The following is a 22,435-nucleotide window of genomic DNA, read 5'->3' on the forward strand; positions in this document are numbered from 1 at the left end:
CGGCGCGGGCGCCTATCGTGGACGCAGTGGTCGAGGGACGACGCACGGGGGACAAACCCGGGGGACAGGACGATGGGCGCGACGGGCGGGATCAGCGAGATGCCAAGGACGACCGAGGGGCCGGGCGCGGCCGCGAGCGAGGCGCTGGCCACGCTGCACCGGGTCTTCGGATACGAGGCCTTCCGCGGCGAGCAGGAAGCGGTCATCGAGCATGTGGTGGCGGGCGGAGACGCCCTCGTCCTCATGCCGACCGGCGGCGGAAAGTCGCTGTGCTACCAGATCCCGGCCCTGGTCAGACCCGGTACGGGCGTGGTGGTCTCGCCGCTGATCGCGCTGATGCAGGACCAGGTGGACGCCCTGCGTGCCCTCGGCGTGCGGGCCGGCTTCATCAACTCCACGCAGGACTTCGGCGAGCGGCGCATGGTCGAGGCCGAGTTCCTCGCCGGCGAGCTGGACCTGCTGTACCTGGCCCCGGAGCGGCTGCGGGTCGAGGCCACGCTCGACCTGCTCTCCCGCGGCAAGATCTCCGTCTTCGCCATCGACGAGGCGCACTGTGTGTCCCAGTGGGGCCACGACTTCCGCCCCGACTACCTGGCCCTCTCCCTGCTCGGCGAGCGCTGGCCGGACGTCCCGCGGATCGCCCTCACGGCCACGGCCACACGCGCCACCCACGAGGAGATCACCCAGCGGCTGGACATGCCGAGGGCCCGTCACTTCGTCGCCAGCTTCGACCGGCCCAACATCCAGTACCGGATCGTGCCCAAGGCCGACCCCAGGAAGCAGCTGCTCGCCTTCCTGCGGGATGAGCACGCGGGCGACGCCGGCATCGTCTACTGCCTCTCCCGCAACTCGGTGGAGCGGACGGCCGAGTTCCTGAGCAGCAACGGCATAGAGGCGGTGCCCTACCACGCGGGCCTGGACGCGGGCACGCGCGCGGCCCACCAGTCCCGGTTCCTGCGTGAGGAGGGCCTGGTCGTGGTCGCGACCATCGCCTTCGGCATGGGTATCGACAAGCCGGACGTGCGCTTCGTCGCCCACCTGGACCTGCCCAAGTCGATCGAGGGCTACTACCAGGAGACGGGCCGCGCAGGCCGCGACGGAGCGTCCTCCACCGCCTGGATGGCCTACGGCCTCAACGACGTCATCCAGCAGCGCAAGCTGATCCAGTCCGGCGAGGGCGACGAGGCGTTCCGCCGCCGGGCCTCCGCCCACCTCGACGCCATGCTCGCCCTGTGCGAGACCGCCCAGTGCCGGCGCGGCCAGCTGCTGGCCTACTTCGGCCAGGAACCCTCCATCACGGGCTGCGGCAACTGCGACACCTGCCTGACCCCGCCGGAGACCTGGGACGGCACGATCGCCGCGCAGAAGGTGCTGTCGACGGTGGTACGGCTGAAGCGGGAGCGCGGGCAGAAGTTCGGCGCCGTACAGATCGTCGACATCCTGCTCGGCAAGCGCACCGGCAAGGTGATCCAGTTCGACCACGACCAGCTGTCCGTGTTCGGTATCGGCCAGGACCTCGCCGAGGGCGAGTGGCGGGGTGTCGTCCGGCAGCTGCTGGCCCAGGGGCTGCTCGCGGTCGAGGGCGAGTACGGAACGCTGGCCCTCACCGAGGCGAGCGGTTCGGTGCTGCGGCGGGAGCGGGAGGTGCCGCTGCGCAAGGAGCCGAAGAAGCCGGCCACGTCGCGGTCGGGATCGGGCGCCTCCTCGGGCCGGGGCGACCGCAAGGCCAAGGCCGCCGCGGTCGAGCTGCCCGACTCGCTGCTCCCCGCCTTCGAGGCCCTGCGAGCCTGGCGCGCCGAACAGGCCCGGGAACAGGGAGTTCCGGCGTACGTCATCTTCCACGACGCCACCCTCCGGGAGATCGTCACCTCCTGGCCGGGCTCGGTGCGGGAGTTGGGCACGGTGAGCGGGGTCGGCGAGAAGAAGCTGGCGACGTACGGGGAAGGGGTGCTCGAGGTGCTGAACTCCCTCGACGCGCCGGGCACGGCCGCCGGTGGCGCCCCCGCGGGCGATGTCTCCCCTGCGGGCGGCTCTTCACCGGCGCCCGTCGACTCCCCGGACGACTACTGGCCCGAGCCGACGGACGAGCCGGAGCCGGACGACTGGATATAGCCCTCCCGAGGCCCCGGGAGACCGGCCTTCCCTTCGACGCTGCGCCTGGGACGACGCAGGGGATCGTCACAATGCCCGCGCCGCGTATGCCCTGACATCCGCGTCCGAGTCGGTCGTGGCCGTGGCCAGGGCCGCACGTGCCTCCTCGGTGGCGTTGTGCCGGGTCAGGGCCAGGACCGCCGCCTTGCGCACGTCGGGGTTCGGGTCGGCCACGGCCTTGGCGAGGGCGGGGACGGCGGAGTCGGCGGATGCGACCGACAGCGCGGTGGCGGCGCCGGAGCGGACCTGCCAGGCAGGGTCGGACAGGGCGGCCACGGCACGGGCGGCGAGCGGTGCCGGGCAGCCGGGAGTGGCCAGCGCACCCAGCGCGGCACCGCGCACCAGCGGGTCGGCGTCCTCGGTGAGCCGGTCCAGGGCGCCGGTGAGCGACGCCCGGGCCCGCGGGGCCAGGGGCGCCGGGCTGACGGCGGCCAGCGCCTTGGCCACGGCCACGCGGACTTCCCGGGAGGGATCGTTCGAGGCGCTCGCCAGTGGTTCGGCCGCGTCGACCGAGACGAGGGCGCGCACGGCCTCGATACGGACCGGAATGTCGGGGTCGTCCAGCGCGGCGGCGAACACGGATGCTTCGCCCAGCCGCAGGGCGCGCAGGACATCGAGGGCTGCGGCGCGGACCACGGGGTCCGCCTCGCCGAGCGCGCCGATGAGGGCGGCGCCCAGGGCGGGCTCGGACGGCAGGGTCTCGACAAGTTCACGCATCGAGGCCGCGGCGGCCGCGCGGACCTCGGCGTCGGGGTCCGTGAGAGCGCCCGCCAGGGCCGGCCCGGTGCCGGGCGGCACGGTCTCGGTGAGGACGGAGACAGCCGTACGGCGGACCGCGGGATCGGGATCGGACAAATAGGGCTGCAGGGAAGCGAGTTCGGGCTCCTCCTCGGCCAGCCGCAGCAGCTCCAGGAGCCGGGGCGGGGCGGTGCCCGGGGCCCCGCCCGGGGCCTCCGGGCCGGCGGCGCGGACGGACGACGGTCCGGTGGCGACCGGCGCCGCATCGCGCGGACCGGCCATGGCGACGTCCTCGGGCCGGACCTCGCCCAGCTGCCGGGAGGGACCGCCGGCCGGGGCGAAGCCCTCGACCGGGACCAGATACGGAGCCACGGGCCGGACCGTGAACTCCATCGCACCAGAGGGGGACTTGTGCAGATCGAGGTGGTGGAACCAGGAGGCGTCGTCGCGCCCGGGGTGGTCGATCCGGTCGTGGTAGAGCCCCCAGCGGGACTCGGTACGGGCGAGGGAGGCGCGGGCGGCCATCTCCGCGCAGTCGCGGATGAAGGTGACCTCGGCGCAGCGCATCAGCTCGTGCGGGGTGTGGGCGCCCATCGCGGCGATGTCGGCGCGCATCCGCTCGAAGGCCTCCAGGGCGAGGGAGAGACGGACGCCGGACTTGGGCGGTGCCACGTAGTCGTTCACGAAGCGTCGCAGCTTGTACTCGACCTGGGGCTGCGGCGGGCCGTCCGGGTTGCGCAACGGGCGGTAGATCAGCTCGTGCGCCTTGCGGACCTGGTCCGCGGGAAGCTCGCCCGCGTACGCCGTGTACTGGGCGGCGTCCGCACCCGCGAGGTCCCCGAAGACGAAGGCGCCGATCATGTAGTTGTGCGGGACGCAGGCGAGATCGCCCGCGGCGTACAGGCGGGGGACGGTCGTACGGGCCCGGTCGTCGACGCGGACACCGGAGGCGGAGTGGCCGCCGCACAGGCCGATCTCGGAGATGTGCATCTCGACGTCGTGGGTGCGGTAGTCGTGCCCGCGCCCGGCGTGGAAGGTGCCGCGGGTGGGCCGCTCGGTGGAGTGCAGGATGGACTCCAGGGCGGAGATCGACTCCTCGGGCAGATGACTCAGCTTCAGGTAGACCGGGCCGCGGTCGCTGGCGACCTCCGCCGCGAACTCGGCCATCATCTGCCCCGACCAGTAGTCGGAGTCGACGAACCGCTCACCGTGCCGGTTGACCTGGTAGCCGCCGAAGGGGTTGGCGACGTAGGCGCAGGCCGGACCGTTGTAGTCCTTGATCAGCGGGTTGATCTGGAAGCATTCGATCCCGGTCAGCTCGGCGCCCGCGTGGTAGGCCATGGCGTAGCCGTCACCGGCGTTGGTGGGGTTCTCGTAGGTGCCGTAGAGGTAGCCGGAGGCGGGCAGACCGAGACGGCCGCAGGGGCCGGTGGCGAGGATCACCGCGCCCGCGCGGACGGTGACGAAGGCACCGGTGCGGGTGTGGAAGCCGACGGCGCCCACGGCCCGCCCGTCGTCCGGCGCGGTCAGCACACGGACGGGCATCAACCGGTTCTCGATGCGGATCCGCTCCCGCATCTCCCGCCGCCGCAACTGCCGGTACAGGACCTTCTTGACGTCCTTGCCCTCCGGCATCGGCAGCACGTACGAGCCCGAGCGGTGGACCTGGCGGACCGCGTAGTCCCCGTGCTCGTCCTTCTCGAACTTGACCCCGTACGACTCCAGCCGCTGGACCATCGCGAAGCCGCGGGTGGCGGTCTGGCGGACGGTGGACTGGTCGACGATGCCGTCGTTGGCACGGGTGATCTCGGCGACGTAGTCGTCGGGCTCGGCGCGGCCGGGGACGACCGCGTTGTTGACGCCGTCCATGCCCATGGCGAGCGCGCCGGAGTGGCGGACGTGGGCCTTCTCCAGGAGGAGGACGTCCGCGCCGCGCTCGGCGGCGGTCAGGGCGGCCATGGTGCCGGCGGTGCCGCCGCCGATGACGAGGACGTCGCAGGTCAGCTCCTCGGCATCGGTGACGGCGGGGATCTCCATGGTGGTCTGCGCGGGGGCGTTGGCGGGGGTGGTCACCGGGGTGCCTTTCAGGTGCCGAGCGAGGAGAGGACGGTGCGACGCAGGGCCGCGCGGGCCGGGTCGTCGAGGGCGCCACGGTCACGCGGGCGCGGCACGTCGCGTACGGAGGCCAGGCCGCCGGCCCGGAGGAGGGCGACGCGGTCGCCGAGAAAGAGCGCCTCGTCCACGTCGTGCGTGACGAAGACGACGGTCGCGCCTGTGCCGCGCAGGACCTCCACCAGCAGGTCCTGCATGCCCGAGCGGGTCTGGGCGTCGAGGGCGCCGAAGGGTTCGTCCATGAGGACCGCGCGCGGGCTGTCCGCCAGGGCGCGGGCCAACTGGGCGCGCTGGCGCTGCCCGCCGGAGACCCGGTGCGGCAACTGCCCCGCCTGCGCGTTGAGTCCGACGCGCCCGAGCCAGGACTCGGCCCGCGAACGACGCTCGGAGCGCGGTACGCCGCTGATGGCCAGGGGGAGCTCGACGTTTCCGCGCAGGGTGCGCCAGGGCAGCAGCGCGTCCTCCTGGAAGACCAGCGCACGGTCGGCGGACGGCCCGGTGAGCGGGCTGCCGTCCTGCTCCACCGCCCCGGCCAGCGGTGACAGCAGTCCGGCGAGCGTGCGCAGCAGCGTCGACTTGCCGCAGCCGGAAGGGCCGACGACGGTGAGGATCTCGCCCGGCGCGACATCCAGGTCGACGTCGTGCAGGACCGGGGCGTCCGGTCGGCCGAGGACGGCGGCACGGAAGGTGAGCCGGGTGCCGCGTACGACCTCTCGTGACGTCACCGCAGGGGCGACGCCTGTCACGACCGTCTCAGACGAGGTGCTCATCCCGCGCCCCCTGCTCGCTTTCGTCGTGGCCCTGGTGCTGGGCCTCGGGCTGGTTCTCGGGGTTGCCGTCGGCCTTCACGGCGACCGGGGCGGCGATGCGGGGCACCCCAGCGCGCCCCCGGCCGGCGGGCACGTACGAGGCGCGGGGCAGCCAGCTGGTCAGGCGGCGGCCGAGGAGTTCCACAGCCGTGGAGGTGACCCAGCCGAGGAGGCCGATCGTGACCATGCCGACGAAGACGCCCGGGTAGTTCACGACCGTGTAGTCCTGCCAGGTGCGGTAACCGACGCCGTACTGGCCGGAGATCATCTCGGCGGAGATCACGCAGATCCACGAGACGCCGATACCGACCGACAGGCCGCCGAAGATGCCGGGCAGCGCCCCCGGCAGCACGACCGAGCCGAGGATCCGCAGCCGGCCACCGCCGAGGGTACGTACCGCCTCCTCCCATACGGGGGTGAGCGCACGGACCGCGTGCCGGGTGGAGACCAGCACGGGGAAGAAGGCGGCGGTGCACGTGATGAAGACGATGCCCTGTTCGTTCGAGGGGAAGAGGAGGATCGCGACGGGGACGAGGGCGATGGCCGGGATGGGGCGTACGACTTCCAGGACCGGGCCGAGCAGGTCCTCGGCGAGGCGCGAGCGGGCCACGAGCACGCCCGTCGCCACGCCCAGGACGGCTGCCAGCGCGAAGCCGGTGAGGATGCGGGTGAGGCTGTCGGTGAGGTCGGTCCAGTAGTCGGCCCCGGAGACCCGGTCGGCGAAGGCCCCGGCCACGTCGGTGACCGTCGGGAACTGCGAGAAGCGCAGCCACAGGTCGACGTCCAGGCTGGTCAGCAGCTGCCAGAGCCCAAGAGCGGTGGCCAGGGACGCCGCCCGCAGCGCATAGCGGGCGAGCGGCCGCCTGGTCATGAGGACCGCCCGAGTGCGTCGGTGTACGAGACGGTACGGGCGCCGCCGTGAGCCGTGATGTACGCCTGCGCTGTATCTGGAGCGACGAACGGCAGCAGCTGGTCACCGTCGGCCACCCAGACCGCCTTGTCGGCGAACCAGAGGGTGCCGGTGGTTGCGTCGGGGACGTAGGCAGCGCGGATGCCGCCCCGGTGCCCGGCCACGTAGGTCAGCAGCTCCTTCGGCGACTTGAAGGAGACGGTCTTCTTGCTGCCCTTGGGCCATACCTCGCTCGCGGCCGGCGAGGGTGCGGCGGCGAGCCGCTCGGCGTAGGAGGCGCCGAGGGCCTTCTTCACGTACCGGTCGTCGATGAAGGAGTCCACGTCTATGTCGCCGGTGAGCTTGGCGGCCTTGAGGACGGAGACGTCCTGCTTCAGCGCGGCGACGAGCTGGGGTTTGACGGCCGGATCGAAGGTGGCGATGCCGTGCGCGCCGTTGTACAGGTAGACGACCTCGGCGGGCAGACCGGTGGCCCCGGCGACCTTCTCCGCGGCGGTCACAGGGTGGTCGTCGAGATAGTCAGAGGCCTGCGCCTGGGCCTTCAGAAAGGCGTCGAGCACGGCCGGGTGCTGCTTGGCGAAGTCCTCGCGGGCGGTGACACCGTGGAAGGTCGGCAGGTTCAGCCGGGCGCCGTCGTACAGGGCCTTCGCCTTGCCCTGGTAAGCGAGCAGGCCCGGCCAGGCGACGAACTGCGACAGTGCGTCCACGCTGCCGGCGGAGAGGGCCGAAGCGCCGACGGCGGGTTGCTGGTTGAGCTTCGAGACACCGGTGTTCGGGTCGATGCCCGCGCGCTGCAGGGCCCGTACGAGGGTGCCGTCGGCTGCGGAGCCGACACTCGTGGAGACCTTCCTGCCCTTCAGGTCCTTCAGGGAAGCGAGCTTGGAGTCCGGGGCGATGACCACGGTGTTGAGGCCGCCGCGCAGGTTGTAGCCGGTGACCGACACCAGGTGCGTGGGCTGGCCGAGCTGCTTGCCGCGCGCCGCGTTGAGCAGCAGGGGGAAGTCGCCCATCGACCCGATGTCGATCTTCCCGGCGGTCATCTGGGCGGTGATCGGGGCGCCGGTGGCGTAGTCCTGCCAGTCGACCTTGTAGGTGTGGCCGTCGTGCAGGGCGTTCAGCTGCTTCTCGAAGTAGCCCAGGGAGCGAAGCAGGGTCCCTGCGGTGACCGTGTTGATGGTCTTGGACTGGTAGCCGACGGTCACGGTGACCGTGGAGCCGCTGCCCGCTTCGGCGCTGCCGCCACAGGCGGACAGAGGCAGGAGGAGCGCGGTGGCGGACAGAGCGACTGCCTTGCGTTTCATGGTTGTTCGGCCTCTCGCCGGAGCAGGTCGGAAGGGTCAGCGGAGCAGGTAGGGCATGTTGACCGTGACGGCTCCGGTGGGGCAGCGGGCCGCGCACGGGCCGCAGTACCAGCACTCGTCGACGTGCATGTACGCCTTGCCGCTGCTGTCGTCGATGGCGAGTGAGTCCAGCGGGCACATGTCCACGCAGAGCGTGCAGCCGTCGATGCACTTCGACTCGTCGATGGTCACGGGCACGTCGGCCCGGTGGGGCGCCAAGGGCATGGCTGTCTCCAGGAAACGGGTCAGGCAGGGTGGTTACAGCGACCGGTGGAGCAGGCCGCTCATGGTGATGCGGTCGCCGCGGAAACGGATGAACTCCAGGTCGACGGGGCGGCCGTCGGCGAGGTGTGTGAGGCGTTCCAGCATCAGCACGGCGGCGCCGCGCGGGGCCTGGAGCACGGCGGCGGAGTGGGCGTCCGCGTTCACCGCCTCCAGGGTGATCTCGGCGTGGCCGAGGCGCTGGCCGGTGATGGCTTCCAGCAGACGGAAGACATCGGTGTTCTCCAGGTCGGCGCCGAGCAGGGCTGTTCCGATGTCGAGGGGGATGTAGGTGAGGTCGAGGGAGAGGGGGAGGCCGTTCAATCGGCGCAGGCGTTCGATGTAGAGGACGTCGGCGCCGGCCGGGACACGGAGGCGTTCGGCCACCGGGACGGGCGCGGGGGCGGGGCCCAGGGTGCGGACCTCGTTGGTGACGCGGCCGTGTTCGCGGAGGGTTTCCGCGAGGCCCATCAGGTGGTCGAGCCCGTGTGGGTACTTCTGGGCCACGACTACGGTGCCGACCCCCGGCAGCCGCTCCACCAGGCCTTCCACCCGAAGCAGGTCCAGGGCCTGGCGGACGGTGTTGCGGGAGGCGCGGTAGTCGGCGGCGAGGGTGGACTCGTGGGGGAGGGTGCCGTTCTCGAAGGCGCCGGTGAGGAGCTGGTGGCGCAGGAGGTCGGCGAGCTGCCGGGCCCGGTCCGCGCGCAGCCGGCGACGCACGCGGTGGGCGGCGACGGTGGTCGCGGCGCCCTGACCGGCGTGGTCTCGGGAGCGGTCGGTGGGTGGCATGGCTGGAACCATACCGAGCAGGTAGGGAATGGGGTGTTTCTGGAGTGTTGCGCCAGGTGAGGGTGCGTGGGATAGGCCACTGAGCTGGGGTTTTCCGAGAGGGCGGGCTAGAACTGCCACTCGGCTGCTCTTGGGTTCACGCTGATCGGAGCCGGGTGGGGCGCATGCTCGCGCGGGCGGGAGGCCGCCGGCTGGATGTGACGACGGTCCGGCTGCGGCTGCCCCGGGTGGCGTCGGGACACCGGGTCAGGACAGTGCCGTGAGTCCCGGCGCGAACGTGATCAGCAGCGGCAGCAGCGGGACCAGTGCCGCCACCGTCGTCGTCAGGGCCCGGTGCCGGCGGAGCAGGCGTGGTGGGGGTTCCAGGAGGCGGTCCACGCGTTCGCCGAGGAGGCGGCGGCTGGAGGCGCAGGACAGGACGCCGCGGTGCTGGTTCAGCTCGATCAGGGCCAGGGCGGTGGTGAGGTGGCCACAGCGGCGGGATGCCGTGTCGTCGGCGGCCAGTTCGACCAGCCGGTGCGTCTGGTCGCAGAAGTGGGCGAAGAGCGGGACGTGCGGGAAGCCCGTGGCGAGCGCGGTGGACAGGTGGAGCAGCCAGTCGTGGTGGGCGCGGGCGTGGCCGCGCTCGTGGGTGAGGACCGCGTCCAGCTGATGGTCGGTCAGGCGGTGCAGCGCCCCGGTCGTCACGACCAGCTGGGGCGGGTGGCCCGGCATCCACCAGGCGTCCGGGTACTCGTCCTCGAGCACCAGCATCGGTCCGCGTGCCGCCGGCAGTCCCGCGGGCAGGTCGGGGGCGCGTTCGCGCAGGTGCGCCCGGGTCTGGCCGCGGCGGCGGCGGGCCTCGGCGATCTCCCGGGCGAGCATCGCGGTGGTCCAGGCGGCCCCGCAGGCCAGCAGCAGGGTGAGGGCGACGGCCCAGACCGGGGCGGTGGAGAGGTCGTACGCGGCGGTGACGGCGGGCGGCGCGGGGGCGAAGACATGGTCGCGGACCGTGTGGAAGACGGCCGCCGCGCCCAGCACGAGCGCGGTCAGACAGCACAGCAGGACCGTGGCGACCAGGCACTGCCACACCCACAACGCGACCACGGGATCCCGCTCGGGCCAGGCGGCCCGGGTCAGCGCGCGCGGCGCCGGTACGGCGGCCGTCAGGGCGACGACGCTCAGCAGGAGCAGGCAGACGGTCATGCCGGGGCTCCGGTTCCTGGTCGGAGACGGGTGCGGGTGCCGGGTGGTGCGGAGGCGGTGCACGGGGGCGCATCTTCTGGTGCGTGTCCCGTCAGTATGACGGGACGGGCGGCACGAGTGTCAGGGTCGAGCAGCGATCGTCTCTTCCCCGGCCCTCGTGGCGTGCTCCCACTGAGCCGTCTCCCGGCTCCCGAACGCGCCCCCTATGCGCGCAGCGCCGCCCGGACCGCCGCGGTCACCTGCTCCTCCGTCGCCCCGAGCGCCCGTGCCTGTCCCACGAACCCGTCGGCCAGTGCCGCGAGTTCGGCTGCTGGGTCCGGGCGGTCGGCCGGGGCCGGCAGCGGGGCCACGCGGGTGCCCGCGCCGCGCCGTGTCCGGATCAGGGAGGCCGCCTCCAGCTCGCGGTAGGCCCGGGCCACCGTCCCTGCCGCCAGGCCCAGGTCGGCCGCCAGCTGCCGTACCGTCGGCAGCCGTTCGCCCTCGGGCAGGCGGCCGGTGGTGATCAGGGCGGCGAGCTGGGCGCGGATCTGTTCGTAGGGCGGGACGGGACTGGTGGTGTCGACCCGCACGACCGCGCCGTTCACCGGCGTTCCCCCGAGCCCGGCCGGCGGAGCGCCCACCGGCGACGGTCACCGGAGGCGGACCGGCGCCCCCACGACGCCTGCGGGGAGCACACCGTGACCAGCGTCCACGGCACGGTCACGAGCGCGAGCGTGGCCAGCGGCCACAGCACCGCGTTGGCCACCGTCCCGGCGGTGCCGTCGCAGCTGATGTCCATCAGCGCTCCGGACGCCGTCGAGGCGGCGCCCAGGAGGGAGGTGGACACGACCAGTCCCCAGGCGGCGACGACGGCGAGGCTGCGGTCGCGGCGGGACTGCTCGTCGCCGGGCCGGGTCGCGATCCGCCGCAGGGACCAGCCGCAGGCTGCCGTGGCGACGGCCAGGGAGGCCAGCATCGGCAGGCCGTAGTGGAAGCCGGGCCAGGGTGTGGCCGACTGGGTGACGCCCCGGCAGGTCGCCGTGAGGGCACGCCCCGCGTGCCCCAGGTCGTCCGGCGAGGCGATCGCGCCCGCCACCACGAGCAGCACCACCAGCGTCCCCGCGAGGGCCAGGAGCAGCCAGGTCACGCGCGGTGGCACATAGGCCCGGACGCGTCGCGGGGCGAGCCCCGCCGTGCGGACGGTGCCCTGAGCCGGTGGGGTCAGCGCGTCGCCCGCCAGGACGCCGGCCACCGCGCACAGTCCGAACGCCGGGATGGCGTACAGCACCCCGTCGCCGTGGTCGAGCGAGGACAGCCAGCGGCCGGCGAGCGCGCCGACGATCAGACCCGTCCAGCGGGCGTAGCGGTCGACCGGCGCGCGGGACGCCGGAGCGGTCGTACCAAGGTCGGCATCAGCCATGAAAAACCCCCGTGGAAAGCGAGCATCTTGTACTCACCGCTTGTATCAAGCGGTGAGTACAAGATGGCGTCACGGCGGGCTTGTGTCAATTGCTTGCTACAAGTCTCGGCCCGTCCGGTGCAACGCTCGGTCCGTCCGGTGCAAAGCACGGCCCGAGACGACCCGGAACAGCGCTCAGCCCGAGACGACGCGCCCGCTGACCTCCCCGAGTCCCACCCGGCCCCCGTCCGCGCCCGGCGCCCACGCCGACAGCGTCACGACGTCGCCGTCCTCCAGGAACGTCCGCTTGCCGTCCGGGAGTTCGAGCGGGTCGCGGCCGTTCCAGGTCAGCTCCAGCAACGAGCCGCGCTGGTTCTCCGCCGGACCGCTCACCGTGCCCGAGCCGTACAGGTCGCCGGTGCGCAGGGAAGCGCCGTTCACCGTCATGTGGGCGAGCTGCTGGGCCGCGGTCCAGTACATGCTGGAGAACGGCGGCTCGGACACCACATGTCCGTTGATCGCGACGGAGATCCGCAGGTCGTAGCCGCCGGGCTCGATCTCCGGCGCGGCGTCGTCCAGGTAGGGCAGCAGCGGGTGGGTGCGCTCCGGAGGAGCCACGCGCGCGTGCTCCAGCGCCTCCAGCGGGGTGATCCACGCCGACACCGAGGTCGCGAAGGACTTGCCGAGGAACGGGCCGAGCGGGACGTACTCCCAGGCCTGGACGTCCCGCGCCGACCAGTCGTTCAGCAGGCACAGCCCGAAGACGTGCTCCCGGAAGTCGCCGAGCGCGACCGGCCTGCCCTGCTCGGAGGGCACGCCCACCACGAAGCCGACCTCGGCCTCGATGTCCAGCCGGATCGAGGGGCCGAAGACGGGTGCCGGGTCGGCGGGGCCCTTGCGCTGCCCGGACGGCCGTACGACGTCCGTGTCCGACACCACCACGGTGCCCGAGCGGCCGTGGTAGCCGATCGGCAGGTGCTTCCAGTTGGGGGTCAGGGAGTCCTCGGCGTCCGGGCGGAACATCTGGCCGACGTTCCGGGCGTGGTTCTCGGAGGCGTAGAAGTCGACGTAGTCCGCGACCTCGAAGGGCAGGTGGAGGGTCACCGACGACAGGGGGTGGAACAGCGCTTCGATCGTGGACCGGTGCGAGGGCACGGTCACCCACGCCGTCAGCGCGCGCCGCACGTCCGACCATGCCGTGCGCCCGGCCGCCAGCAGGGGCGTGAGGGTGGGCTGCGCGAGCAGGGAGACGTACGGCGAGCCGAGGGCGGCGGCCGCGGCGCCCGCGTCGAGGACGTGGTCACCGAGCCGGACGCCGACCCTCCGCTCCGTGCTGCCGGAGGGCGAGAACACGCCATAGGGAAGGTTGTGCGGACCGAAGGGGTCGCCCTCGGGGACGTCGAAGGGGGGCATGGGGTACTGCCTCGCTCTCATCCGGGCCATGCATGGCGGTGCGTTCCATGTGGTCGCGGCACACGTTACGGCCGAGTCGGGACCACATGGAACGCACCACCAGGCGTTGCTCGAAAGGTTGCTCGGACAGTGTCTAAAGAGTTCGCAATGTCCGAATAGCCCTTGTGGGAGGCGGCAATTCCGGCTTAGCGTCCTTTGGGGGACACGGACGGGTTGGGTCCGGTCCGTAGGGGGGACACGTGGGGGGACCCGTGGCCAGAAGCACCATCGGCGTGCCTTTCGAGGCGGACCGTGACGTGCCGGGACTGATCGTCAAATTCGGGGACTACCCGCTGCACCACGGCGGTGTCGGTGCGATCCGCAGCCTGGGCCGCCTCGGCGTCCCGATGTATGCGATCACCGAGGACGCCTACACGCCCGCGGCCGCCTCTCGCTATCTCGAGCGGGCGTTCGTGTGGCCGACGACCGGCGCCGAGGACCCGGGCCGGCTGGTCGAGGGCCTGCTGCGCATCGGCCGCCGGATCGGCCGTCCGACCGTCCTGGTCCCGACGGACGAGGAGGCCGCCGTCCTGATCGCCGAGCACCAGGACGATCTGGCCGGTCCCTTTCTCTTCCCGCGTGTCGACCCCGCGCTGCCGCGCCGGCTGGCCAGCAAACGTGGCCTGCACGAACTGTGCGCGGAACACGGCATCGCGAGCCCGGCCGCCGCGTTTCCGGAGGCGTACGACGAGGTCGTCGCCTTCGCCGACACATCCCGCTTCCCGGTGGTGGCCAAGAACCGCGAGGCGTTCGTGCGGCGCAGCCGGCCCGCCGTCAACGGCACCACGAGGATCGCCACCCGCGAGGGACTGCTCGCGCTCGCCCGGGACTGGGGCGAGCAGCCCGGCGTGATCCTGCAGGAGTACCTGCCGAGGGAGGAGGCCGAGGACTGGATCGTGCACGCCTGCTTCGACGCCGACGCCAACCCGCTCGCGCTCTTCACCGGCGTCAAGGTCCGCTCCTGGCCGCCGCACGCGGGCATGACGGCGAACGCCTACGTCGTCGACAACCCGGAACTCGCCGACCTCGCCGCGCGTTTCGTCAAACAGATCGGCTTCACCGGCATCATCGACCTCGACCTGCGCTTCGACCGGCGCGACGGACAGTACAAGCTCCTCGACTTCAACCCGCGCATGGGCGCCCAGTTCCGGCTCTTCGAGAACGAGTCGGGCGTGGACGTCGTACGCGCGATGCACCTGAACCTGACCGGCCGTGCCGTACCGGAGGGGGAACAGCGCGCCGGCCACCGTTTCGTCGTGGAGAACATCGACCTGCCCGCCCTCCTCGCCTACCGCCGCAGCGGCTACACGACGCCGCACGCGCCGGCGAAGGCGAGCGGGACGGAACTGGCCTGGCTCGCGGGTGACGACCCGATGCCGTTCCTCACGATGCTCGCCCGGTTCGTGCGCCCGGGCGCGAAGCACCTGTATCAGCTGTGGCGCACCAGCCGGCGCGGCAGCAGCACCACTCACACCACGAAGTAGGCAAGGCCACGAAAGTGGCGCACCGCGTCCTGGGGAGGGACTTCGTGATTCGACCGGTTGCAGTCATCGGTGCCGGGCCGTACGGCCTGTCCACCGCCGCCCATCTGCGGGCGCGCGGCATCCCCGTCCGCGTCTTCGGCGACCCCATGGTCAGCTGGCGCGACCACATGCCCGAGGGCATGCTCCTCAAGTCGACCCCCGCCGCCTCCAGCCTCGACTGCCCGCAGCCCGGCCACACCCTCGCCGACTACTGCGACGCGGCCGGTGTCCGCCGGCTGGTGACCGACGAGGACATCGTCCCGGTGGAGACCTTCATCGCGTACGGCGAGTGGTTCCAGGAGAAGCTGCTGCCCGGCCTGGAGCAGGTCCGGGTCGTCTCCGTGGACCGCGACGAGAGCGGCGGGTTCGAACTCAAACTGGACTCGGGGGAGCTGTTCACCGCCCGCGTGGTCGTGGTCGCCACCGGGCTGTCCGGGCTGGCCCATCTCCCGGCGGAGCTGGCGGCAGCGGCGGCCGACGGTCCGGCGCTCACGGGCCCGGTCTCGCACAGCTCCCAGCACCACGACCTCACCCGCTTCGCCGGCAAGGAGCTGATCGTCGTCGGCGCCGGCCAGTCCGCACTGGAGACGGCCGCCCTCGCGGCCGAGGCCGGCGCCCAGGTGCGCGTGGTCTCGCGCGGCCGCGGCCGCGTCGCCTTCGGCGCCCCGCCCTGGGGCCAGCCCAGGCTGCGCCCCGAGTCGCCCTTCGGGCGTGCCTGGTCCCTGTGGGCGCTCAGCTACTACCCCCAGCCGTACCGCTTCCTGCCCGCCCGCACCCGCCACTACCTGGTCCGCCGGGTCCTCGGCCCGCTCGGCGCCTGGTGGCTGCGCGACCGCTTCGAGGGCAAGGTGCAGGTCGAGGAGGTCGAGCGGGTGGTGGGCGCCGAGGCCCCGGGCGGCAGTCCGGTCCTCACCGTGAGCACCCACGGCGGGCGCACCGAGCGGCTCTCGGCCGACCACGTCATCGCGGCCACCGGCTACCGCGTGAACATCACCGCGATGGACTTCCTCGGCCATGAGCTGCGCACCCGGCTGGCGGTGAGCCGCGGCGCGCCCAGGCTGGGACCCGGGTACGTCTCCTCCGTCCCGGGCCTGTACTTCACCGGCCTCCCGGCGGCGTCCTCGTACGGCCCGGTGATGCGGTTCGTGTGCGGCACGGAGTTCGCCTCGCCGCGTCTGGCCGGGCACCTGGCGGCGGCACACGGCTGAGCCGCGGAAGGCGCCGTTCCGCTCACCCGCGGGTCCGATCGCGTCAACTCCACCACCATCAGGGGTCCCGCAGGCGCCACTTGAGGCCGAGGAGCACACAAGTCCGGGAACTCCAGGGTGAGTCGGCGGGGCGTGGGATCCGTATTCTCTGATCATGGCCGCACCCCCCGCATACACACTGATCGCCACCGACCTGGACGGGACGCTGCTGCGCGGCGACGACACCGTCTCCGACCGGTCGCGCGCCGCGCTCGAGCGGGTGGCGCGGGCCGGTGCCCGGCACCTGGTGGTGACGGGCCGCCCGGCCCCCCGGGTGCGGCCCCTCCTGGAGGGCCTCGGCAGCACGGGACTCGCGGTGTGCGGGCAGGGCGCGCAGGTCTACGACGCCGGCACCGACCGTCTGCTGTGGTCGGTCCGGCTGGACCGGGAACTGGCCGAGACCGCGCTCGGCAAGATCGAGGCCGAGGTGGGGCAGGTCTACGCGGCCGTCGACCAGGACGGCGTGGACGGGCTCACCCTGATCGAACCGGGGTATCTGATGCCGCACCCGACCCTGCCCGCCGTGCGGGTCGGCCGCCGCGACGACCTGTGGTGCGAGCCCATCAGCAAGGTGCTGCTGCGCCACCACACGCTGTCCGACGACGAGTTGGCGGAGACCGCGCGCGCGGCGGTGGGCTCGCTGGCGACGGTCACGATGTCGGGGCCCGGGACCGTGGAGCTGCAGCCGTGCGGCGTCACCAAGGCGACGGGGCTTGCGCTGGCCGCCGAGTACCTGGGGATCGCCGCCGACCGGGCCCTCGCGTTCGGCGACATGCCCAACGACATCCCCATGTTCGACTGGGCCGGACGCGGTGTCGCCATGGCCAACGCCCATCCCGAACTCAAGGCCGTCGCCGATGAGATCACCACGTCGAACGAGGACGACGGCATCGCCGTCGTCCTCGAAAGACTGTTCCCGACCGACTGACCGGGCTAGCCGCAGGGCCCGCCGCGGGCGCCGGTCAGTAGGCGCCGAAGACGTTGTCGATCGACCCGTAACGCGCGGCCGCGTAGTTGCAGGCGGCCGTGATGTTCGCGACCGGGTCGTAGATGTCGAAGGACGTTCCGGCCACGTGGTACGTGTTGAACGTCGGGTCGATGACCTGGAGCAGGCCCTTGGACGGGATGCCCTTGGCCGCGTTGGAGTCCCAGAGGTTGATGGCCGCCGGGTTGCCCGACGACTCGCGGATGACGTTGCGGTGGATGCCGTTGTACGTCCCCGGGATGCCCTTCTGAGCCATGATCGCGAGCGACTCGCGGATCCAGCCGTCGAGGTTGTTCGGGTATCCGGCGAGCGTGGTGGGCGCCGTGCTGGCCGTGGGGGTGGCGGCGGAGGCGCCGGTCGCGCCGATGAGCGGGAGGGCGAGCACGGCGGCGCCGGTGCCGATGACGGCGAACTTGCGGACGAGGCGGTTGGTGCGGGTGCGGCGGGGCAGAGCGGCAGCAGACATGGGGACGTTCCTCTCCGTCGCCTGCGAGGTGAGCTGTCGGGTTCGGGCGGGGAGGTGCCCGGCCGTACCTCTGGGGGGAGGTACGGCTTCACCCCTAGCCGTCCCGGTGCGACGTGCGTCGTCCGGTCCGGCGGCTTACCTGGGTCCCCCGCTCCTGCCGTACGAAATGAGTTCGTCGATGGGTGGTGTCAGACGCGGCAGGATTCGGCGTTCGTCCGACTGGCCCGGAAGCTATGCGACAGCACATGTCCGGAACAAGTAGTGAATTCACCCAATGAGGCAGTTGACCTTGATCTATTCCCAATGGGGTACTTGATCCTTTGCGGTTGCCAACGCTCAACTGGCCGATGCGGCAAGGGGAGAACGCGGTGGCGGCCAATGGCTGATTCACGGACCCGCGTGACCCAACTCACGAAATGGCAAAGGGTATCAAATCAGACATGGGGGATTCGGGAGATTTGCCGAGTGTGGTGCAAAAGGAGTACTCCGCCCGCCGTGCGGTTCGCGACAAATCGGACGAGATCCTGTTAAGTCGTTGTGTACCAACACTTATCAGATGATCAAAAACATACCGGCCCTGATCCGATACCGCCCGGGCTGGACCGGTGGGCGCTATCGGTGATCGAAACAGGACCGGATACGCTGACTTGAGTGATGGCAACGACCTATCGACAAACCGTGTAATCGCCAGCAGACACCAGCAGACAGGAGACCCCTCGTGACCGTCGTCGGGCCGTTCGGGCTGAGCGTGCGGGACCAGGCTCTGGAAGCCGATGTCCAGGCCGGATTGGCGGCTGTCGAGGAAGGCTTGCTCGAAGCCACCAAGAGCGAGGTCCCGTTCATCACGGAGGCCGCGCAGCACCTCGTCCGGGCCGGCGGGAAGCGGTTCAGGCCGCTGCTCGTGATGCTCGCGGCGCAGTTCGGCGACCCGTACGCGCCGGGCGTCGTGCCGTCGGCCGTCGTCGTGGAGCTGACCCACCTGGCCACGCTGTACCACGACGACGTCATGGACGAGGCGTCCGTGCGGCGCGGCGTGGACAGCGCCAACACCCGCTGGGGCAACTCGGTCGCGGTCCTCACCGGCGACTTCCTCTTCGCCCGCGCCTCCCAGATCCTCGCCGACCTCGGCCCCGAGGCGGTCCGGGTCCAGGCCCTCGCGTTCGAGCGGCTGGTCACCGGGCAGATCCTGGAGACCGCGGGCCCCTCGGACGGCCGTGACCCGGTCGACCACTACCTGGACGTGCTCGGCGGCAAGACTGGCTCCCTGGTGGCCGTGTCGTGCCGGTTCGGCGCGATGATGTCCGGCGCCGACGAGACGGTCGTCGACGTGCTCACCCAGTACGGCGAACGGCTCGGGGTCGCCTTCCAGCTCGCGGACGACGTCCTGGACATCGCCTCCGACTCGCACGAGTCCGGCAAGACCCCGGGCACCGACCTGCGCGAGGGCATCCCGACGCTGCCCGTGCTCCGGCTGCGCGAGCGGGCCGCCCGCCTCGGCCTGGCCGAGGACATCGCGCTGTGCGAGCTGCTGGACTCCGACCTCAGCGACGACGCCCGGCACGCAGAGGCGCTGACCGCGCTGCGCGCGCACCCCGCGCTGGAGCAGGCCCGCCGGGACACCGTCCGCTACGCGGAGGAGGCGCGGGCGGCACTGGCCCCGCTGCCGGAGTGCGACGCCAAGGCGGCGCTGCTCGAGCTGTGCGACGCAGTGGTGCACCGGGCCGGCTAGCCGCCCGCACACCCGACCCGACGGCGGTGTCTCCCGCACGACCCCTACGGGTCGGGGGAGGCACCGCCCTCGTGTGTCATACCGCAGGCGTACACGGAGTTGGCTCCGTGGTCTGACGCTTCCTCACGGCCGATTTGGTCAGATGGAAACCACGGAAATCACCACTCCTCACCGATTCGGGTGAGAATGGCGGCTCAGGTGGACCAGTGTGGGGACAGCCGCCGCCGACGACGGAGGTAAGGCACAGATGGCACCGTACGAATCCGACGAGGCAACGGGCGCCGGACAGGGCGAGGACCTGCCCACCGGACGCCGCAAAGCCGCCCGGTACGTGGTCCCGGTCGCGGTGGTGGGGGTGGCGGCGGCCACGATCGGGCTGGTCCCGGCGCTCGCCGACTCCGGCTCGCCCGATCTGCCCAAGATCACCGCGCAGCAGCTCATCGAGAAGATCGCCAAGTCGGACGTGCAGCAGCTGTCCGGCACGGTGAAGGTCAGCACCGACCTCGGCCTGCCGAACCTCGGCGGCCTGGAGAGCAGCCTGGCGTCCGGGGCGGCCCGGGGCGGCGACGGCTCCTCCGCCGACCCGACGTCCAAGCTCACCGAGCTGGTCTCCGGCACGCACACCCTGCGCGTGGCGACCGACGGCCCGGACCGGCAGAAGCTCTCGGTGCTGGAGAGCGGCTCCGAGTACAGCCTCATCCACGACGGCAAGAACGTCTGGGGCTACGACAGCAAGAGCAACGAGGTCTTCCACGGCACCGCCGCCGACTCCGGCAAGGAGCACCGGGCCGAGCCGCCGGCCACGCCCAAGGGCTTCGCCGACGAGGCCCTGAAGTCGGTCGACGACACCACGTCCGTGACCGTCGACGGCACCGCGCAGGTCGCCGGACGCGACGCCTACAAGCTGCTGATCAAGCCCAAGCAGTCCGGTTCGACGGTCGGCGCGATCAGCATCGCCGTCGACGCGAAGACGGGCATGCCGCTCAAGTTCACGCTCACCCCGAAGAGCGGCGGCGCCGCCGTCCTCGACGCGGGCTTCACCCAGGTCTCCTTCGCCAAGCCGGCCGTCTCCACCTTCGATTTCACCCCGCCCAAGGGCGCGAAGGTCACCGAGGGGAAGAAGGAGTCCAAGGCTCCCGGGCACGCCCCGAAGTCGGGTGAGGACTTCACCCAGGGCCTGCAGGGTGCCAACGTGCTCGGCAAGGGCTGGACGTCCGTCGCCACCTTCGACACCGGCGCCAAGGGCGGCATGCCGTCCGGCTCCGAGGGCGGCGCCTTCGGCGGCTTCCTCGGCTCGCTCGGCGACCACGTCTCCGGGAAGTTCGGCAAGGGCACGGTCTTCTCCACCCGCCTGGTCAACGCGCTGATCACCGATGACGGCAAGGTGTACGCCGGAGCGGTCACCAAGGACACGCTGGTCAAGGCGGCCGACGAAGCGAAGTAACCCTTCCGGGGTACGGCACACGACGAATCGAGGGAGCCGATGGGCGAACCGTCCGCCACGGAGCAGGACTCTGGGGAGGCGCCGGCGCACGTCATCGCCACGCGCGGCCTCACCAAGCGCTACCGCGGCGGACAGCTCGCCGTCGACGGTCTCGACCTGACCGTCCCGGCGGGCAGCGTCTTCGGCTTCCTCGGCCCCAACGGTTCGGGCAAGACCACCACCATCCGCATGCTGATGGGTCTGATCGAGCCGACCTCGGGCACGGCCCGCGTCCTGGGCCGCCCCATGCCCCGGGCCGGCCGTACCGTCCTCCCGCAGGTCGGCGCGCTGATCGAGGGCCCCGCCCTGTACGGCTTCCTCTCCGGCCGGGACAACCTGCTGCGCTACGACGCCGCCGACCCGACCGCGGACCCGCGCACCCGGCGGACCCGTGTCGCGGCCGCCCTGGACCGGGTGGGCCTCACGGCCGCCGCAGGCAAGAAGGCCAGGGCGTACTCGCTCGGCATGAAGCAGCGCCTCGGCCTGGCCGCTGCCCTGCTCCAGCCGCGCAGGCTGCTCGTCCTGGACGAGCCCACCAACGGCCTCGACCCACAGGGCATGCGGGAAATTCGCGCCCTGATCCGGGAGTTGGCCTCCGACGGCACCACCGTATTCCTCTCCTCCCACCTCCTCGACGAGATCGAGCAGGTGTGCACGCACGCGGCGGTGATGGCACAGGGCCGCCTGATCACGCAGGGCGAGGTGGCCGACCTCGCGGCCGGGGCGCGCGGCCGGCTGGTGGTGACCACGCCGGACCCGGGCGAGGCGGCCCGGCTGCTGAAGGAACAGGGCGTCGGGGACGTCACCGTCGACGGCGACCGGGTGACCGGCGAGCCGCCCGAGCGGGACCTCGCCGAGATCAACGCCGCCCTTGTCACGGCGGGTGTCCGGGTCCGGGGCCTCACACTCGAACGAGCCTCCCTGGAGGACGCTTTCGTGGCACTGACGGGAGAGGGATTCGATGTCGCGGGCTGAGGCCGAGGTACTCCGGGCACCGGCCGCCGCGGCCGGCCCCGGCCGCCCGAACCCCCTGTGGACCTTCGGGCTGCTGCGCAGCGAGCTGGTCACCACCGTCCGCCGCTGGCGCACCCTCGCGCTGCTCGGGGTGCTGGCAGCGGTGCCGGTTCTGGTCGGGATCGCGGTGCGGATCGAGACGCGGGGCGGCTCGACGGCGGGCCCGGGCGGCGGTGACGGGCCGGCGTTCATCGCGCAGATCACCAACAACGGCCTGTTCCTGGTGTTCACGGCACTGGCCGCGACCCTGCCGTTCTTCCTGCCGATGGCGGTCGGCGTGGTCGCGGGCGACGCGATCGCCGGCGAGGCGGGCGGCGGCACCCTGCGCTATCTGCTGGTCGCCCCGGCCGGCCGCACCCGCCTGCTGCTCACCAAGTACACGACGGTCATGGCCTTCTGTGTGCTGGCCACCCTGGTCGTGGCCGTCTCCGCGCTGATCGTCGGCGCGCTGCTGTTCCCGCTCGGCGACCTCACCACGATCTCCGGCACCCGGATCAGCTTCGCCGAGGGCCTCGGCCGGGCACTGCTGATAGCCCTGGTCGTCGCGGCCTCACTGGTCGGTGTCGCGGCCCTCGGCCTGTTCGTGTCGACGCTGACCAACAGCGGCATCGCGGCGATGGCGACCACCGTGGGCCTGCTCATCACCGTCCAGATCCTCGACCAGATACCCCAGCTGCACGCGCTGCAGCCGTACTTCTTCCCCCACTACTGGCTGTCCTTCGCCGATCTGATGCGCGACCCCGTCTACTGGGACGACCTGGTCAGGAATCTCGGTCTCCAGGCGCTGTACGCGGCCGTGTTCGGCTCGGCGGCCTGGGCGCGGTTCACGACGAAGGACATCAACACCTAGGGCGCGGCGAACC

General features: G+C 72.0%; 19 protein-coding genes and 1 riboswitch. Of the genes, 8 read left to right on the forward strand and 11 right to left on the reverse strand.

Going from position 1 to position 22,435, the window contains the following annotated elements:
• Positions 1-72 precede the first annotated feature (72 nt).
• Positions 73-2,112: a DNA helicase RecQ gene (gene recQ / locus AC07DS_RS24530; RefSeq protein WP_479148520.1), complete on the forward strand. Its 2,040-nt coding sequence runs from the start codon at positions 73-75 to the stop codon at positions 2,110-2,112.
• A 66-nt stretch (positions 2,113-2,178) separates the two neighbouring features.
• Here recQ and AC07DS_RS24535 read toward each other — a convergent pair whose 3' ends face one another.
• From AC07DS_RS24535 to fahA, 10 genes are all read right to left on the reverse strand, one after another.
• A complete protein-coding gene (locus tag AC07DS_RS24535) occupies positions 2,179-4,926 on the reverse strand; it encodes a fumarate reductase/succinate dehydrogenase flavoprotein subunit (protein WP_479148648.1) in 2,748 nt (915 codons plus the stop codon).
• A gap of 47 nt (positions 4,927-4,973) precedes the next feature.
• Positions 4,974-5,771: an ABC transporter ATP-binding protein gene (locus AC07DS_RS24540; protein ID WP_479148522.1), complete on the reverse strand. Its 798-nt coding sequence runs from the start codon at positions 5,769-5,771 to the stop codon at positions 4,974-4,976.
• Positions 5,755-6,681: an ABC transporter permease gene (locus tag AC07DS_RS24545; RefSeq protein WP_479148524.1), complete on the reverse strand. Its 927-nt coding sequence runs from the start codon at positions 6,679-6,681 to the stop codon at positions 5,755-5,757. Before AC07DS_RS24545 ends, AC07DS_RS24540 begins: the two co-directional genes overlap by 17 nt.
• Entirely contained in the window at positions 6,678-8,021 is a 1,344-nt protein-coding gene (locus tag AC07DS_RS24550; protein ID WP_479148526.1) for an ABC transporter substrate-binding protein, read from the reverse strand. Before AC07DS_RS24550 ends, AC07DS_RS24545 begins: the two co-directional genes overlap by 4 nt.
• Before the next feature lie 36 nt (positions 8,022-8,057).
• The gene (locus AC07DS_RS24555; RefSeq protein WP_479148528.1) at positions 8,058-8,285 is read right to left on the reverse strand and encodes a 4Fe-4S dicluster domain-containing protein; all 228 of its coding nucleotides are present in this window, start codon (positions 8,283-8,285) and stop codon (positions 8,058-8,060) included.
• A 33-nt stretch (positions 8,286-8,318) separates the two neighbouring features.
• Positions 8,319-9,110: a GntR family transcriptional regulator gene (locus AC07DS_RS24560; protein WP_479148530.1), complete on the reverse strand. Its 792-nt coding sequence runs from the start codon at positions 9,108-9,110 to the stop codon at positions 8,319-8,321.
• A 246-nt stretch (positions 9,111-9,356) separates the two neighbouring features.
• On the reverse strand, positions 9,357-10,295 hold the full coding sequence (locus AC07DS_RS24565; RefSeq protein ID WP_479148531.1) for a M56 family metallopeptidase: 939 nt from the start codon (positions 10,293-10,295) through the stop codon (positions 9,357-9,359).
• A gap of 203 nt (positions 10,296-10,498) precedes the next feature.
• Positions 10,499-10,879, reverse strand: a complete 381-nt coding sequence (locus AC07DS_RS24570; RefSeq protein WP_145884822.1) for a GntR family transcriptional regulator — start codon at positions 10,877-10,879, stop codon at positions 10,499-10,501.
• Complete coding sequence (locus AC07DS_RS24575; RefSeq protein ID WP_479148534.1) at positions 10,876-11,694, reverse strand: hypothetical protein; 819 nt, start codon at positions 11,692-11,694, stop codon at positions 10,876-10,878. The genes AC07DS_RS24570 and AC07DS_RS24575 overlap by 4 nt, the downstream gene beginning before the upstream one ends.
• 174 nt (positions 11,695-11,868) lie before the next feature.
• On the reverse strand, positions 11,869-13,086 hold the full coding sequence (fahA, locus tag AC07DS_RS24580; protein ID WP_479148536.1) for a fumarylacetoacetase: 1,218 nt from the start codon (positions 13,084-13,086) through the stop codon (positions 11,869-11,871).
• 272 nt (positions 13,087-13,358) lie between these two features.
• On the opposite strand from fahA, the gene AC07DS_RS24585 reads away from it, so the two are divergent.
• The 3 genes from AC07DS_RS24585 to AC07DS_RS24595 all read left to right on the forward strand — a co-directional run bounded on the left by AC07DS_RS24585 (position 13,359) and on the right by AC07DS_RS24595 (position 16,823).
• Positions 13,359-14,609: a carboxylate--amine ligase gene (locus AC07DS_RS24585; protein ID WP_479148650.1), complete on the forward strand. Its 1,251-nt coding sequence runs from the start codon at positions 13,359-13,361 to the stop codon at positions 14,607-14,609.
• A 44-nt stretch (positions 14,610-14,653) separates the two neighbouring features.
• Complete coding sequence (locus AC07DS_RS24590; protein WP_479148538.1) at positions 14,654-15,856, forward strand: FAD-dependent oxidoreductase; 1,203 nt, start codon at positions 14,654-14,656, stop codon at positions 15,854-15,856.
• Positions 15,857-16,010: 154 nt separating this feature from the next.
• Positions 16,011-16,823 (forward strand): HAD family hydrolase, encoded by an 813-nt coding sequence (locus tag AC07DS_RS24595; protein WP_479148540.1) that lies wholly within the window; start codon positions 16,011-16,013, stop codon positions 16,821-16,823.
• Positions 16,824-16,857: 34 nt separating this feature from the next.
• On the opposite strand, the gene AC07DS_RS24600 is transcribed toward AC07DS_RS24595, so the two are convergent.
• Positions 16,858-17,346, reverse strand: a complete 489-nt coding sequence (locus AC07DS_RS24600; protein ID WP_479148542.1) for a transglycosylase SLT domain-containing protein — start codon at positions 17,344-17,346, stop codon at positions 16,858-16,860.
• 3 nt (positions 17,347-17,349) lie between these two features.
• Positions 17,350-17,534, reverse strand: a riboswitch (cyclic di-AMP (ydaO/yuaA leader).
• A 530-nt stretch (positions 17,535-18,064) separates the two neighbouring features.
• Between AC07DS_RS24600 and AC07DS_RS24605 the strand changes: the two genes are divergently transcribed.
• The 4 genes from AC07DS_RS24605 (at position 18,065) to AC07DS_RS24620 (ending at position 22,422) form a co-directional block, all read left to right on the forward strand.
• The gene (locus AC07DS_RS24605) at positions 18,065-19,075 is read left to right on the forward strand and encodes a polyprenyl synthetase family protein (protein WP_386577132.1); all 1,011 of its coding nucleotides are present in this window, start codon (positions 18,065-18,067) and stop codon (positions 19,073-19,075) included.
• Positions 19,076-19,322: 247 nt separating this feature from the next.
• A complete protein-coding gene (locus AC07DS_RS24610; protein ID WP_479148545.1) occupies positions 19,323-20,519 on the forward strand; it encodes a LolA family protein in 1,197 nt (398 codons plus the stop codon).
• A gap of 39 nt (positions 20,520-20,558) precedes the next feature.
• Entirely contained in the window at positions 20,559-21,533 is a 975-nt protein-coding gene (locus tag AC07DS_RS24615; protein ID WP_479148547.1) for an ABC transporter ATP-binding protein, read from the forward strand.
• Positions 21,520-22,422, forward strand: coding sequence for an ABC transporter permease (locus AC07DS_RS24620; RefSeq protein ID WP_479148549.1), 903 nt, complete (start codon positions 21,520-21,522; stop codon positions 22,420-22,422). Before AC07DS_RS24615 ends, AC07DS_RS24620 begins: the two co-directional genes overlap by 14 nt.
• Positions 22,423-22,435: the final 13 nt, after the last annotated feature.

It is taken from the genome of Streptomyces sp. NPDC044064 (assembly GCF_056434245.1).

Bases quoted from the DNA above. Each gene is read 5' to 3' on its own strand.
- recQ (WP_479148520.1), top strand. From the start codon at position 73: ATGGGCGCGACGGGCGGGATCAGCGAGATGCCAAGGACGACCGAGGGG.
- AC07DS_RS24535 (WP_479148648.1), bottom strand. From the start codon at position 4,926: ATGGAGATCCCCGCCGTCACCGATGCCGAGGAGCTGACCTGCGACGTC.
- AC07DS_RS24540 (WP_479148522.1), bottom strand. From the start codon at position 5,771: ATGAGCACCTCGTCTGAGACGGTCGTGACAGGCGTCGCCCCTGCGGTG.
- AC07DS_RS24545 (WP_479148524.1), bottom strand. From the start codon at position 6,681: ATGACCAGGCGGCCGCTCGCCCGCTATGCGCTGCGGGCGGCGTCCCTG.
- AC07DS_RS24550 (WP_479148526.1), bottom strand. From the start codon at position 8,021: ATGAAACGCAAGGCAGTCGCTCTGTCCGCCACCGCGCTCCTCCTGCCT.
- AC07DS_RS24555 (WP_479148528.1), bottom strand. From the start codon at position 8,285: ATGCCCTTGGCGCCCCACCGGGCCGACGTGCCCGTGACCATCGACGAG.
- AC07DS_RS24560 (WP_479148530.1), bottom strand. From the start codon at position 9,110: ATGCCACCCACCGACCGCTCCCGAGACCACGCCGGTCAGGGCGCCGCG.
- AC07DS_RS24565 (WP_479148531.1), bottom strand. From the start codon at position 10,295: ATGACCGTCTGCCTGCTCCTGCTGAGCGTCGTCGCCCTGACGGCCGCC.
- AC07DS_RS24575 (WP_479148534.1), bottom strand. From the start codon at position 11,694: ATGGCTGATGCCGACCTTGGTACGACCGCTCCGGCGTCCCGCGCGCCG.
- fahA (WP_479148536.1), bottom strand. From the start codon at position 13,086: ATGCCCCCCTTCGACGTCCCCGAGGGCGACCCCTTCGGTCCGCACAAC.
- AC07DS_RS24595 (WP_479148540.1), top strand. From the start codon at position 16,011: ATGGCCGCACCCCCCGCATACACACTGATCGCCACCGACCTGGACGGG.
- AC07DS_RS24600 (WP_479148542.1), bottom strand. From the start codon at position 17,346: ATGTCTGCTGCCGCTCTGCCCCGCCGCACCCGCACCAACCGCCTCGTC.
- AC07DS_RS24610 (WP_479148545.1), top strand. From the start codon at position 19,323: ATGGCACCGTACGAATCCGACGAGGCAACGGGCGCCGGACAGGGCGAG.
- AC07DS_RS24615 (WP_479148547.1), top strand. From the start codon at position 20,559: ATGGGCGAACCGTCCGCCACGGAGCAGGACTCTGGGGAGGCGCCGGCG.
- AC07DS_RS24620 (WP_479148549.1), top strand. From the start codon at position 21,520: ATGTCGCGGGCTGAGGCCGAGGTACTCCGGGCACCGGCCGCCGCGGCC.